Annotated in this window: 13 protein-coding genes and 1 pseudogene; 5 read left to right on the forward strand and 9 right to left on the reverse strand. The window is 40.9% G+C overall.

The window, feature by feature from the left end:
• Window positions 1-58 precede the first annotated feature (58 nt).
• Together lptG and lptF are read right to left on the reverse strand one after the other, a co-directional pair.
• Window positions 59-1,129 carry an LPS export ABC transporter permease LptG gene (gene lptG, locus Q9Q86_RS11375; protein ID WP_005403525.1) on the reverse strand — a complete coding sequence of 357 codons (1,071 nt, stop codon included), beginning with the start codon at window positions 1,127-1,129 and terminating at the stop codon, window positions 59-61.
• The gene (lptF, locus tag Q9Q86_RS11380) at window positions 1,129-2,229 is read right to left on the reverse strand and encodes an LPS export ABC transporter permease LptF (RefSeq protein ID WP_004917030.1); all 1,101 of its coding nucleotides are present in this window, start codon (window positions 2,227-2,229) and stop codon (window positions 1,129-1,131) included. The genes lptG and lptF overlap by 1 nt, the downstream gene beginning before the upstream one ends.
• Before the next feature lie 158 nt (window positions 2,230-2,387).
• Here lptF and Q9Q86_RS11385 point away from each other — a divergent pair, with 158 nt between their 5' ends.
• From Q9Q86_RS11385 to Q9Q86_RS11395, 3 genes are all read left to right on the forward strand, one after another.
• On the forward strand, window positions 2,388-3,836 hold the full coding sequence (locus Q9Q86_RS11385) for a leucyl aminopeptidase (RefSeq protein ID WP_112987269.1): 1,449 nt from the start codon (window positions 2,388-2,390) through the stop codon (window positions 3,834-3,836).
• A 153-nt stretch (window positions 3,837-3,989) separates the two neighbouring features.
• On the forward strand, window positions 3,990-4,406 hold the full coding sequence (locus Q9Q86_RS11390) for a DNA polymerase III subunit chi (protein ID WP_004917037.1): 417 nt from the start codon (window positions 3,990-3,992) through the stop codon (window positions 4,404-4,406).
• Between the two features lie 34 nt (window positions 4,407-4,440).
• The gene (locus Q9Q86_RS11395) at window positions 4,441-5,067 is read left to right on the forward strand and encodes a hypothetical protein (RefSeq protein WP_005403523.1); all 627 of its coding nucleotides are present in this window, start codon (window positions 4,441-4,443) and stop codon (window positions 5,065-5,067) included.
• 33 nt (window positions 5,068-5,100) lie between these two features.
• On the opposite strand, the gene Q9Q86_RS11400 is transcribed toward Q9Q86_RS11395, so the two are convergent.
• The 7 genes from Q9Q86_RS11400 to glnK form a co-directional block, all read right to left on the reverse strand.
• Complete coding sequence (locus tag Q9Q86_RS11400; protein WP_039046875.1) at window positions 5,101-5,760, reverse strand: riboflavin synthase; 660 nt, start codon at window positions 5,758-5,760, stop codon at window positions 5,101-5,103.
• 149 nt (window positions 5,761-5,909) lie between these two features.
• Complete coding sequence (locus tag Q9Q86_RS11405) at window positions 5,910-6,749, reverse strand: MIP/aquaporin family protein (RefSeq protein ID WP_112987270.1); 840 nt, start codon at window positions 6,747-6,749, stop codon at window positions 5,910-5,912.
• 342 nt (window positions 6,750-7,091) lie between these two features.
• Window positions 7,092-8,384, reverse strand: a complete 1,293-nt coding sequence (locus tag Q9Q86_RS11410; RefSeq protein ID WP_004917048.1) for a DNA adenine methylase — start codon at window positions 8,382-8,384, stop codon at window positions 7,092-7,094.
• On the reverse strand, window positions 8,381-9,481 hold the full coding sequence (gene ribD, locus Q9Q86_RS11415; RefSeq protein WP_112987271.1) for a bifunctional diaminohydroxyphosphoribosylaminopyrimidine deaminase/5-amino-6-(5-phosphoribosylamino)uracil reductase RibD: 1,101 nt from the start codon (window positions 9,479-9,481) through the stop codon (window positions 8,381-8,383). The genes Q9Q86_RS11410 and ribD overlap by 4 nt, the downstream gene beginning before the upstream one ends.
• 12 nt (window positions 9,482-9,493) lie before the next feature.
• The gene (gene nrdR / locus Q9Q86_RS11420) at window positions 9,494-9,958 is read right to left on the reverse strand and encodes a transcriptional regulator NrdR (protein WP_004957298.1); all 465 of its coding nucleotides are present in this window, start codon (window positions 9,956-9,958) and stop codon (window positions 9,494-9,496) included.
• Window positions 9,959-10,128: 170 nt separating this feature from the next.
• Entirely contained in the window at window positions 10,129-11,541 is a 1,413-nt protein-coding gene (locus Q9Q86_RS11425) for an ammonium transporter (protein WP_075695870.1), read from the reverse strand.
• A gap of 67 nt (window positions 11,542-11,608) precedes the next feature.
• Window positions 11,609-11,947: a P-II family nitrogen regulator gene (gene glnK / locus Q9Q86_RS11430; protein ID WP_000780326.1), complete on the reverse strand. Its 339-nt coding sequence runs from the start codon at window positions 11,945-11,947 to the stop codon at window positions 11,609-11,611.
• A gap of 275 nt (window positions 11,948-12,222) precedes the next feature.
• Here glnK and Q9Q86_RS11435 point away from each other — a divergent pair, with 275 nt between their 5' ends.
• Both Q9Q86_RS11435 and Q9Q86_RS11440 read left to right on the forward strand, forming a co-directional pair.
• Entirely contained in the window at window positions 12,223-12,450 is a 228-nt protein-coding gene (locus Q9Q86_RS11435) for an accessory factor UbiK family protein (RefSeq protein WP_004958469.1), read from the forward strand.
• A 69-nt stretch (window positions 12,451-12,519) separates the two neighbouring features.
• Window positions 12,520-13,365, forward strand: a pseudogene (locus Q9Q86_RS11440) (YifB family Mg chelatase-like AAA ATPase); the annotation flags it as partial.
• Window positions 13,366-13,435: the final 70 nt, after the last annotated feature.

The raw sequence follows: 13,435 nt of genomic DNA on the forward strand, positions 1-13,435 counted from the left end.
TCTATGACCTGACGGATGGCTTTGCTCAATCGATAAGATAGGGAAAGCAAATGCTGCGTTAACGTGCTCGATAGAGCAAATAACTACCGATGCCGAACATCAGCATAATTGGCAACAATACAAACCATGCAGGTGATGGTGCATAGACTAAACTTGCATAACCCAAGAAGTCTTGTAAATAGAAGAATCCTAACCCCGTAAATAATGCAATCACGAGCCTAAAGCCCATCGATTGTTGACGCAATGGACCAAAAATAAAAGAACACGCAATTAAAACCAGCGCAATCAATGCAAAAGGAGAAGATACTTTCTGCCAGAAAGCCAGTTCATAGCTCTTTGGTACTTGGCTATATTCTTCCAAATAGCGCATAAAACTAACCAACTGACTTGGAGATAAATCTTCAGGATCTAAGGTTACCATGTGCACATATTTCGGCTGCAAAGCAAGACCTAATGCCTGTTGAGCATGATCAGTTTTGATCGCATTTCCTTGAGCCAGCAAATCAACTTGATGTGAGTCCTGTAAAGTCCATTGACCATCTTTCACAAACTGACCTTTCTCAGCAGTAATAAAAGACTGAAGACGATAATTTTGATCAAAATCAATTGACTGAATATTGCGCAATTGCCCTTGAGAGTTTGCATAGTCAATATATGTAAAACGTTGACCTTCTCTGGACCAATATCCTTTTACTTCACCTAAAGTCGCAACACTACGTTGTTTTTTAATGCTTTGAGCTTTTTCATTTGTATATGGAATAACCCATTCACTTAATACAAAAGACAAAACAATTAATAACAGTGCCGAACGCATAACCCAGCCAACTATACGCCATAGGCTTATACCCACCGAGCGCATGACAATCAGTTCACTGTTCGATGCCAATGCCCCCAGACCAAGTACAGAACCTATCAACGCAGCTACAGGCAAAATTTCATACAAATATCGAGGCGCACCCCACATGACATACAAAAATGCCTGCCATGCATTGTAATTAGGTTTAAGTGAGCCTAACTCACCTAGATACGTAAACAACACTTGTAAAAAGGAAAGCACCAATGTTGTTCCCAACATTGCGAGTACCGTGGTTTTTGTCACATGTTTGGCGACTATTCGACGTGCTAACATCATAACCCCACTCGCTGAATGCCTTTCTTAATTTTAGGCGCTAATTTCTGTTTGCGTGCAAAAATCGCTGCTGCAATTGCATAGACAAGAAGCACAACTGGATATGCCCAAATATCTAACTCTTCTTTACTAATTCGGGTCTTAATTGCAATCATCAATACAATTAAACTGGCAAAAATAAAAATCGCAGGAATGAGACGATAATAACGACCTTGTCTCGGGCTAACTTCTGATAATGCTACGGCAAGCAACAAAGCAACAAGGATGACAAACGGTCCAAATATCCGCCATCCCAACTCACTACGAACCACCGAATCATCACGTTTTTGCCATAATTTACTCATCGATAATGCTTCAACATCATCACTTTCAAATTTAATGTCTTTATCATTTTCTAAACGTAAGCGATATGACTGAAATTCTGCTTGAGTGTAGCGTGGCTGATTCGGATAAATTTCATAACGTCGCCCCTGAACGAGGTCCACCACATTGGCTGTGTCATTCGCCATTTCCACACGTGTAGCTTCTTTTGCCAAGATCATGACATCAGGTTTGTCTTCACGTTCAGCTTTTTGATAATAGAAAATATCTTTTAAGTTTTTGCGATCTTCTGACAAAGAGCCAGCATAAATGGTGTATGGCCCAGAAGAAATAAACTCCTTCGGTCGAACCAAATCAAAACCTGCTCGCACTGCTTGAGTTTGCATCAAACTCTCGTAAGCTCTGATTCCCGACGATGATCCCCAAAACATCAGAAAAGATTGAACAAGCAAATAAACGAAGGTCATCGGTAATAATAATTTTGCCAATTGATTTCGACTGACGCCACTACCATTTAACACCGCCATTTCATGGTCAACATAAAGTCGACCAAATACCAGCATCAATCCAATAAAGAAACCGAGTGGAAGAATCAACGTCAAAAATTCGGGTAGACGATATGCAATGATACTCAGCAAAACGCCAGCATCTAAACGACCTTGTGCAGCTCGTCCAAAAATCTTGATTAACTGACCACCCATGATAATGAGCGTAAGTAATGCAGTTACAACCAAAGAAGTGGACACCACTTGTTTGACGAGATAACGCCGAATAATCAAAGTAATGCTTCCAAAAAATAGACCAATCGTGGGGTAACGCTAGTTTACCCGAATGTTAAAAATATAAAACCTATCGCATGTTGCCGATTGCAAGCTCATACCTGAACGTGTTTAATGGACTTATCTATCTTTTTTGCTCATTAGGTTTTACATAAACAATGAAATTTACACTTCATACCGCATTACCAACTCAAGCGTCTAGTGAATCCTTGTGGATTTTAGTTGATTCAGAGCAATTACAACACAGCACAAAGTCTTATAAAATCAACAACCTAGATAATCTTATTTCAGCAACACAATTTAAAGCAGTCTTTAACGAGAATTTACCGCTTATTGCTCAAATAGAAGTGCAAGCTAATGCCCAACTGCTTGGTTTAGGTAAAAGTAACGAGTTAAAACCGAATAAATTAGCAAAACTCGCACAAAGCATTATCAAATCGTCACAAAATAAATTTAAAGAAATTACGATTGATCTCACTGCTTTGCCAACAGATTTACATGCCTTATTCGCACTCACTTTAAGTCAAGCAGGCTATGGTTATGACGAATTCAAATCCAAAAAAAATGAATTTGTCTTAGAAACCATTCATCTTGTTGCTGAAACAACTCTATTAGATGATGCACAACTCAACTTAGTTCATGCTGTTCAGTCTGGACAAAACTATGCACGCGACTTAGGTAATCGACCAGGAAATATTTGCTTCCCAGAATATTTAGCTGATCAAGCACTGGCTCTTGCTGCGCAATATCCAGATATGTTGCAAGTTACCATTCTTGATGAACAACAAATGGCTGACCTTGGGATGTATGCGTTCCTTGCTGTAAGCAAAGGATCTGATCGTCCAGGTCGAGTGATTACTCTTGAATACAAAGCCAATACAGATCAAGCTCCGATCGTACTTGTCGGTAAAGGTGTAACCTTTGATACAGGTGGTATCTCACTGAAGCCTGGTGCTGGTATGGATGAGATGAAATTTGATATGTGTGGTGCTGCTTCAGTACTTGGCACAATGCAGGCTCTTTGTGAAGCACAGCTACCAATTCATGTGGTAGGTGCGATTGCCGCAGCGGAAAATATGCCATCAGGTCGGGCAACTCGACCTGGTGATATTGTAACGACCATGAGTGGTCAAACTGTAGAAATTTTAAATACTGATGCAGAAGGTCGTCTGGTTCTATGTGATACGCTCACCTATATCAAACGCTTTAACCCTGCTCTTGTGATTGATATTGCAACACTTACAGGTGCATGTGTCGTTGCATTAGGTAAAGTTGTAAGTGGCTTATTTACTCCTGATGATGAATTGGCTCAAGAGCTGCTACAAGCTGGCGAACAATCACTCGATCGTGTTTGGCGCATGCCTGTGATGGAAGAATATCAGGAATTGCTAGATTCACCTTTTGCAGACATTGCGAATATCGGCGGCCCACATGGTGGGGCAATCACAGCAGCATGTTTCCTCGAACGTTTCACACGTGACTATCGCTGGGTACATCTCGATGTTGCTGGTACAGCATGGTTATCTGGAGCAGCTAAAGGAGCAACAGGTCGCCCAGTTCCATTATTGATGCAATTTTTAGCAAATCGTGCTCAAGCAAATAGCTGAATGTTGTGACATTTATTTTTGTCATAAAAATAGGGCTTGAATATAACTTTGGACGATTCAAACTTGAGAAATTTCTAGCCCTATTTGAGCATATTGATGTATTCGCTAGTGAATACATCAACTCAACCATAAAAAACAGATATGTGTAATTAGATGTCAACTCAAGCTCAAATTAGTTTTTATCTATTTGAAAATAGTACTGAGCGACAAGTTGAAAGTGCTTGTCGTTTATGCCGAAAAATTTTGAACCAACATCCTAAAGTGTGGTGGTATTGCGATAATGCAGAAATGCAGAACGAACTTGATGAGAAGCTTTGGACTTTTGATCCAACAAGTTTTATCCCCCATGGGATTCATTTAGAAAATAGTGCCGTATGTATTTCAGAAGAATTACCATCATCCAATGATTGGATTGTCTTTAATTTTAACAATCATGCACTTGAACAAACTCAAGAATTTCGACACATTATCGAAATTATTGAAAATAATGAAATTGCGAAACAAATCGGTCGAGAAAAATTTAAAATGTATCGTCGTTTAGGTATAGCACCTCGAACATTTAAATTATAAATCCGAAATTAGAGCGTCATTCGAGGAGTGTCAGGTGGCATTAAATGTAGGTCAAGACTTTAAAAAACGTTGGTTAAACACGCCTGAAGCGGTTCGCCAAACGTATCAAGAAGATTTAGCTCGCATCTGTGATTTACTCCTGCCCCAAACACCCATCCAAACTTGGGTTCATCATGATGAACAAGCACAACGAAATTCTGCACAACGAATTGAAAAAGCATATGCTGATCTCAAAGCAGAATTAATCGAACAAGCAAGAATCCGTAAACAATTGGCTTTAGAAAAGGCGCTTGAAGAAAAACGAGCTGCTGAAGCAGCATATGCAGCACAGCTTCAAGCGGACGAAGAGCGTCAGTTCGAACAACAAACTGAACATTTAGCAGCATTACGTCATCATATTGACCAAGAAATTGCAGACCAAACTGAACGTTATCAAGTAAATCCAGAACAGCCAAGTATTGATTATGCTCAAGCCCAATACATGGTCATTAAAGATGAGCAAATTCAATCTGAGCTTGAAAGTGTGCGTGTCCGACTGGAACTAGAAGCTGAAAGTATGATTGAACAAGCGGTCACAGTTTTTAGAGCAAAATTACATGCGATTGCGCAAGACGAAATAGAATACATTCTCAAAAATAGTCAATTTTCAGATGAAGAATAATAAAAAGCCCAGTTCAAACTGGGCTTTTTTGAATCATTTCAAGAAACCATTTTCGGCCAAAAATGCCATACTGATATTTGATTCAGTTTTCTGCTCAGCCGCCTTATCACCGAGTAGTAATCTTTCGATATAACGAGCCAACACATCAACTTCAAGATTGACTTTGCTTCCAACTTGCCAAGTTCCAATATTGGTACGTTCAGCCGTATGCGGGATCAAATTCAAACTCAAAATATTGCCGCGTAAATGGTTAATGGTCAGACTGATCCCATCAACTGTCACAGAACCCTTTTCTGCCAAATATTTGGCTAATTCAACAGGTGCAGTCACTTCAAAATACAATGAACGAGCATCATGGCGGACTAAAGTAATTTCACCCAAACCATCAACATGACCACTGACAATGTGCCCACCAAAACGAGTCGTTGGCAGCATTGCCTTTTCGACATTCACCACTTGACCAACTTTCCACTGCCCCAATGTCGTACGATTCAAACTTTCACGGGAAACATCAGCCGCATACCAGTTATCGCCCCATTCGATCACCGTCAAACAGATACCATTGGTTGCAATCGAATCCCCCAAATGCACATCCGACATATCCAGATCAGTTTGAATACGTAAACGAACATCGCCGCCCACACTTTGTAAGCTCTCAACCTTACCTAAACTTTCAATAATGCCTGTAAACATGGGAGTTTCAACCTATCTTTATGCAATACGCGCCATAGTCAATGAGATACCTTAAAGCAAAGAACTTGAGATAACAAGCCACTCAGAGTTCAAATCGTCAAAGATAAAAAAGGTAGTCATTTCACTACCTTTGAACAATTCAATGAGGTTTATTGAAACTCAGAAATTTGTGAGTTCATCTTTTCTTTGACTTCGACTTGCTGATGTTTTAGGAACTGGCTAAAGAAAAATTTATAGCCCAATACACCTAAACACGCACCTAAAATTGGTGCAAAAATAGGAACCATAAAATATGGAACATCACGACCACCAGTAAAAGCGACAGGTCCCCAGCCCATAAAGTAAGCAACCAATTTAGGACCAAAATCACGTGCAGGATTCATTGCAAACCCTGTTAATGGGCCAAAAGAAGCACCGATTACAGCGACAAGCAATCCGACCAAAATAGGTGCTAAAGCTCCACGTGGTAAGCCATTAGTATCATCACCAATGGCCATAATTAACCAAAGTAAAAGCATAGTGATAAACATTTCCACCATGAATGCTTGACCAATAGACAACAACGGATGTGGATAGGTTGAGAAAATTCCAGCTAACTCTAAACCTTCTACGCTGCCGCGGAGCATATGATGAGTCTGCTCATAGTCCAAAAATAAGTTACTGTATAAAGCATATACAAGGAATGCACCCAAGGCTGCACCAGCGACTTGTGAAATGACATAAAAAGGGACTTTACGTTTATCAAACCCAGCAAATAAAGCTAAAGCAATAGTCACTGCAGGATTGAGATGAGCACCTGAAATGCCCGCTGACAGATAAACAGCTAGAGCAACTGCTAAACCCCAAACGATACTAATTTCCCATAAACCTAAGCTCGCTCCTGCAAGCTTAAGTGCAGCCACAACACCAATACCAAATGATAGAAATATTGCGGTAGCGAAAAACTCTGCGACACATTGACCCCATAAAGTAGGTTCCGAGCGACTCATAACAACCTCACTTGGTCATAGCTACTGATCAGCATGACCTTAAATCAAGCTCGGCAAAATATATTCATTTTCGAAAATGATCAATATTTTTAAGGTTCTTTTTAGACCAAAAAGTAAAATATTTTTCAAACAACAAAATCAACAAGTTCAAATGAAAATAATATAAGCTTCTGTTTTTGATTATTATTTATAAAATTAACAATTAAATATGAATTTATAAAAGTGCTTTATAACTCACATACAAAACAATAACTTAATCTAAATATTAGCTCTAATGATTAAAAAAGATAAAAAATAGAAAAGCCCAGACACCATTTTATAAAAAATGATGTCTGCATGAACCTACCATAGTGCAAGTTGCGTGCTGTTGCCTGTTGTATCGACCCCGCCTAGCTCAGCAAAATGATAAAGCTGCCCTAATAGTTGTCTTAATGGAGGACCAGACTTAGCATGAGTATCTGTAATGACAATAAATTCAAGTACACGCGCACGTTCAGATTGGCGTTGTTTACTAACTCGATAGCGTGGAACATCTTGCGTCAGTAGTGTTACTTTGCCGCGTTTTAAATTCGCTGTAAGTAAATCTTTAGGCTCGATATTTCCATCAGTTGAATAGCTCGTCAAAATATAACGTGCATTAATCGTTTCAAGTAACTTCTCATAAGCATCTTTGGCATGCTTCGAAGAGTTATAAGGGCTAGGACGCTCTTTACGCCATGCTCGATCAATACCACTCTTGAAGCCTTTTGTATCAGGTGATGGCAAGTCGACTTGATCCCACAAAGTCAAAGCATTTAAGACATGATAATTACTGCTGTAAGCATGTTGGTTGTAAGGAGGATCAAGATAAGCAACATCAACCTCAAAACCACTCATTTGATTTGCTAAATGCTGAGCATCTACACACCACATTTCAGCAGCAGGTCGTTTGCTATCACCAATTTCACAAAAGCGACTTGGGGTAAGCCACAATAAAGATTCAATACGTTCTAGTGCAGTTTGGGTTCTCCCCCCCCATCCTTGATGGAAACTTTTAAATACACCACTGGTATTACTCACAAAACTGGCTGAATAAAGTAATGGCGCCAACAAAGCACTCATCTCGACATCATTAATTGCACCTTGAGCTTGCCATGTCGCAATCTGTTGTCGAATTGCATCTATACGCATGCCATTGCGGCGTTTAAAGAACAATCGATCACGGGAAGGATCGTAAATATCATCATTGCGCGGGCATAAATTATGGGTCACCCAGCCTTTGACTTCAGGGAGCCTGTTTAAGTAATCAATCGCCTTTTGATAACCACCCAACTCTTTGAAAGCTGGTGCATCCACACAAGCTAAAATGGCATGATTGAGTGCATGACTATAGGGCTCCCAATCATTAGCAATCACACGATACCCATTTTGGCGGGCTAAACGAGAAACAACACCACTCCCTGCAAAAAAATCCGCAAAAATCGGTGGGTTCTTCTTTTTACTATTCAGAGTACCTGTAATCTCAAGCGCTTCTAAAATCAAATGTAGAAGTCGACGCTTATTCCCGAGATATGGAACTAACTGATGAAAAAGATACTCGTCAGTGGTACGTGCTGCATGACGACGTTTGTGATAAACCGATGGTTCTGGATTCATATCATCTCTTGGATAGGGAGCAATCTCAGGCGAATATCTTGCCCAAGTTGGATTACATCGACCAACTCAAAACGAAGTTGCTCTGCCATTTTGCTAAACTTAGCGTTGAACATTGGACGGGCAGATTGACCAAGTAAAGTAGGTGCAACATAACTAATCATTTCATCAACCAAACCATGTTCTAAAAAGGCGGTTGATAAGGTTGCACCCGCTTCTACCAACACATCATAAATTTGATATTGCTGAGTGAGGGTTTGCAATAATTGATTCAATGGTTGCGGCGCTAATTGTATCACGCCTAAATCGGCAAGTTCTTGACGAAATGGTGTCATCACCATGACGGTTTCAGGATTTTGTAAAATCTTGGCACTCAGGGGTAACTGTCCCTGACGATCTAAAATAATTCGTTTAGGTTGTACAACCGAGCTGAGATCAATCCCGTCTAAGGAACGGACATTGAGTTCACAATCATCTGCCAGAACGGTCTGGATACCTGTAATCACCGCAGCAGATATGGCTCGCCAATGTTGTACATCTTGACGTGCTGCTGTTCCAGTAATCCATTTCGACTCACCTGATGCCATCGCAGTCCGCCCATCCAAGCTAGATGCAATTTTCAAACGTACATAAGGTAAACCTGTCGACATCGCTTTTAAGAAGCCAAAATTTAAAGTTTTGGCTTCTTCATTACAAATCCCAGTTTCCACTTCTATGCCTGCATCTTGCAAGATTTTGACGCCTTTACCAGCAACCAGAGGATTTGGATCAGAACAAGCAACGACAACCTTTTTGACTTGAGCTTTTACTAAGGCTTCCGCGCAAGGTGGCGTCCGACCAAAATGGGCACACGGCTCTAAAGTCACATATGCCGTGGCATCTTTGGCATTTTCTCCAGCTTGTCGAAGTGCAAATACTTCTGCGTGTGGCTGACCTGCTTTGGGATGAAAACCCTCACCTATGATTTTTCCATCTTTAACAATAACGCAACCCACATTTGGATTTGGTTTAGTCGAATACTGACCACGTCGTGCTAAATCAATAGCCTGTTGCATCCAGTACTGATTTTCAGAAAGATGGTCTTGGATTAAATCGGACATGATTTCCCTAACTTAAGCTTCGTTTTCACGTTGTTGCATTTGCTCGATTTGACGACGAAATGCCTCTACATCTTGGAAATCTTGGTATACAGAAGCGAAACGAACATACGCCACATGATCCAATGCAAACAAAGCCTGCATGACAATTTCACCAATGGTTCTAGATTTGACATCACGTTCACCGAGACGGCGAATTTGGGATTGAATGTCGCTCAGCACTGTCTCAATTTGCTCTTGAGTCACAGGTCGCTTCTGCAAAGCGTGCATCAGAGAGCGGCGAAGTTTTGCTTCATCAAAAGGCTCACTTTTCGCATCTGATTTAATAACCCGCGGCATTACCATTTCATAACTTTCGAAAGTTGTAAAACGCTCACCACACACCACGCATTCACGACGGCGACGAATCTGACTACCCTCGGCAGCCAAACGGGAATCGATAACTTTACTATCAGCGGCGTTACAAAATGGACAATGCATAGTTGTGCAATTAGTTATTCACATCAACCAAGTGTATCAAAGTTTCAGCTATTGCTAAACAGAGAGCCACAATAGCCCATCAGTACAACCAAAAGTATATAAATGCTTCTTCATTGACATAAAAAAACAGCCCTTACGGGCTGCTTTTTTATCGATATTCGAAAGATCAATTATTCGATACGTTCGCCATGTTGGCTAAGGTCAAGACCCATACGCTCATCATCAGCGCTTACACGTATACCAATCACAAGATCGATCACTTTAAGGATAATGAAAGTCACAACACCACTATATACGATTGTTGCTAATACACCTTCAATTTGAACCCAAAGTTGGCCAGCGAATGTCGGAGCTAGTACAACACCAGCAGCTTTAATGATTTCATCACTATAGAAGACACCTGTCAGTACTGCACCTACGATACCACCAACAGCGTGTAAACCGAATGCATCCAAAGCATCATCAGCTTTAAGTAAGCGTTTCAGTGCTGTAATACCCCAGAAACATACTACGCCACCGATCAGACCCATGATCAATGCACCACCTACACCAACGAAACCAGCAGCAGGAGTGATTACAACAAGACCAGCCACCGCACCAGATGCACCACCAAGAACAGAAGCTTTACCACGGATTAGACGTTCTACAAGTAACCAAGAGAATGCAGCAGCGGCAGCAGCAACTTGAGTTACCAAGATTGCCATACTTGCACGAGCACCCGCACCTAATGCGCTACCACCATTGAAACCGAACCAACCTACCCAAATCAAGCTCGCGCCGATTACAGTTAAAGTAAGGTTATGTGGTGCCATAGATTCACGACCAAGACCTGTACGTTTACCTAACATGTATGCAGCAACTAGACCAGCAACACCCGCGTTGATATGTACAACAGTACCACCAGCAAAGTCTAAAGCACCTGCTTTGAATAACCAGCCGTCTGCAGCCCAAACCCAGTGAGTAATTGGAGCGTAGACAAGGATGACCCAGATTGCGATGAATGCCATGAACGCAGAATACTTCATGCGATCAGCAATAGAACCACTGATAATTGCCACAGTGATGATCGCAAAGGTCATTTGGAAAATTACAAATAAGCTTTCAGGAATCGTCCCGCTCAGCGCATCAAAAGCAACGCCATTTAACATCGCCTTCGCCAAGTCACCAACATAGGCACCTGAACCAGAGAATGCGAGAGAATAACCAACAATCACCCAAATCAAGCTCACAAGAATTGCAGCTGAAAGGCTGAACATCATGGTACTGAGTACGTTTTTCTTACGAACCATACCACCATAAAACAGCGCTAAACCTGGAATAGTCATTAACAGAACAAGTGCTGTTGAAACAAGGATCCAAGCGGTATCACCTGTATCTGCTGTTGGTGTCTCTTCAGGTGCTGGAGCAGCCTCTGCAGGAGCGGTAGTTTCAGCAACAACAGTCGTTACTGTTTCAGCGACAGTATCAGATGCTGCTACAGTTTGTTCTGTTGCTGGTGTTGAAGCAGCTTCTTCTGCCCAAACAACAGCCGAACCACCTAAGAGTGCGCCAGATAGACTGAGCGCCATAAGCATTTTTTTCATTCGTGTCCCCCAACCTTATTTTGTGAGCTATTTCTCTTATTTCTAACTCAGCAAACTTTATGCCAATTTAGACAGCATCTGGCCCTGTTTCACCAGTACGAATACGGATGACTTGTTCTAAATTCGTAACAAAGATTTTTCCGTCACCAATTTTTCCAGTGCTTGCGACACGAGTGATTGATTCGATTACGGCATCAACCATTTCATCGCTAATCGCAATTTCAATCTTCACTTTTGGTAAAAAATCAACCACATACTCTGCACCACGGTACAATTCTGTGTGACCTTTTTGACGCCCGAAACCTTTGACTTCAGTTACGGTAATCCCTTGAACACCAATATCAGAGAGCGCTTCACGCACGTCATCTAATTTGAATGGTTTTACAATTGCAGTTACAAGCTTCATGTTTGTTTTCCTTCGGCTTATTTTCACCAGTAAGGTTTTATGTTCAATTTTCGTGCCAATATTTAAAGGTTGGGGATTTTTAAATATCAGGCACAAGCTTTCTTTATAACCTATTTAGCCTTGAAGATGTAGATATTCAATCGAAAATAAGTTTCATTTGCCAACGTTTAGCTAAAACAAGTCTCCAGTCATCCAACGTTCAACAACAAGTCTAGAGGATTCAGACAAGCAGTGTTACACTGAGCAGCAAATATACATAACTCATTGAGCTCATTATGATTGAAACTCTTTTACAAGCGATTTTGCAGCAAATTGATCAACCTAAAAAAGATTTAGAAAAGAACCTCCGCGCATTATTAAATGAAAGCATCGAGAAACTCGATCTTGTTTCCAAACAAGAACTAGATCGTCAAAGAACTGCCCTCAATTTAGCCAACCAACGTCTTACTGAGTTACAACAACAGATGAAAACTCTTGAAGAAATGGTGCAGAACAAAAAATAAGCACCTTTTCAGTGCAACTTGCACATTTAAATGATTAAAAATAAAGCACCACAATGGAACAATAATAAAATGTCTTTTGCAAAAATTTATACAAGGGGATTATTGGGGCTACATGCCCCTCAAATCGAGGTCGAAGTTCATATTAGTTCTGGCCTACCCTCTTTAACTATCGTGGGTTTACCTGAGGCAGCAGTTCGAGAAAGTAAAGATCGCGTTCGATCCGCAATAATTAATAGTGGTTTTCTTTTCCCAACCAAACGCTTAACCATCAATTTAGCACCCGCAGATCTTCCTAAAGACGGCTCTAGATTAGACTTGCCAATTGCACTTGGAATTTTGATTGCATCAGGTCAATTACCTGAAAACTGCACTGAAGGGTTTGAATTAATTGGTGAACTTGCACTCGATGGACATTTACGCCCTGTTTCAGGCGTATTACCAATTGCGATGGCTTGCCAACATGCCCAACATCGCTTATTAGTTCCTACGGCTAATCTAGAGGAAGCAAATCAACTTCCAAATTTTGAGGTTTATGGCGCACAACATTTGCAAGAAGTATGCGCACACTTTTCGGGCAGTTCTCAACTACAGGCTTCACCAAAACGAGAAAATACAGCGTCTTCTTATTATCAATTCGATCTCGCTGATGTCAAAGGTCAATTGCGCCCTCGTCGTGCATTAGAAATTGCAGCTGCAGGTGGGCATTCTTTACTTTTTAAAGGCCCACCTGGCACAGGTAAAACCTTACTTGCATCTCGACTCCCTTCGATTTTACCGCCATTAAATGCGCAAGAAAATTTAGAAGTCGCTAGTATCTATTCGGTTGCGAATGCACAACATACCTTTGGACAACGCCCCTTCCGTGCTCCACACCATACAGCATCAGCAATCGCCTTGGTTGGAGGTGGTTGTCATTTCCAAAGAACTATGCGACATTACAAACAACTATGCGACAAATAATCTGATAAGTAAGAAGAAAATAGAT

The sequence above is a fragment of the Acinetobacter sp. A22 genome (assembly GCF_030913345.1).
GTDB classification, from domain to species: Bacteria; Pseudomonadota; Gammaproteobacteria; order Pseudomonadales; family Moraxellaceae; genus Acinetobacter; species Acinetobacter junii.

What these genes read in the sequence shown, in the direction of transcription:
- lptG (WP_005403525.1), bottom strand. Translation starts at nt 1,129, where the DNA reads ATGTTAGCACGTCGAATAGTCGCCAAACATGTGACAAAAACCACGGTA.
- Q9Q86_RS11385 (WP_112987269.1), top strand. Translation starts at nt 2,388, where the DNA reads ATGAAATTTACACTTCATACCGCATTACCAACTCAAGCGTCTAGTGAA.
- Q9Q86_RS11390 (WP_004917037.1), top strand. Translation starts at nt 3,990, where the DNA reads ATGTCAACTCAAGCTCAAATTAGTTTTTATCTATTTGAAAATAGTACT.
- Q9Q86_RS11400 (WP_039046875.1), bottom strand. Translation starts at nt 5,760, where the DNA reads ATGTTTACAGGCATTATTGAAAGTTTAGGTAAGGTTGAGAGCTTACAA.
- Q9Q86_RS11405 (WP_112987270.1), bottom strand. Translation starts at nt 6,749, where the DNA reads ATGAGTCGCTCGGAACCTACTTTATGGGGTCAATGTGTCGCAGAGTTT.
- Q9Q86_RS11410 (WP_004917048.1), bottom strand. Translation starts at nt 8,384, where the DNA reads ATGAATCCAGAACCATCGGTTTATCACAAACGTCGTCATGCAGCACGT.
- ribD (WP_112987271.1), bottom strand. Translation starts at nt 9,481, where the DNA reads ATGTCCGATTTAATCCAAGACCATCTTTCTGAAAATCAGTACTGGATG.
- nrdR (WP_004957298.1), bottom strand. Translation starts at nt 9,958, where the DNA reads ATGCATTGTCCATTTTGTAACGCCGCTGATAGTAAAGTTATCGATTCC.
- Q9Q86_RS11425 (WP_075695870.1), bottom strand. Translation starts at nt 11,541, where the DNA reads ATGAAAAAAATGCTTATGGCGCTCAGTCTATCTGGCGCACTCTTAGGT.
- glnK (WP_000780326.1), bottom strand. Translation starts at nt 11,947, where the DNA reads ATGAAGCTTGTAACTGCAATTGTAAAACCATTCAAATTAGATGACGTG.
- Q9Q86_RS11435 (WP_004958469.1), top strand. Translation starts at nt 12,223, where the DNA reads ATGATTGAAACTCTTTTACAAGCGATTTTGCAGCAAATTGATCAACCT.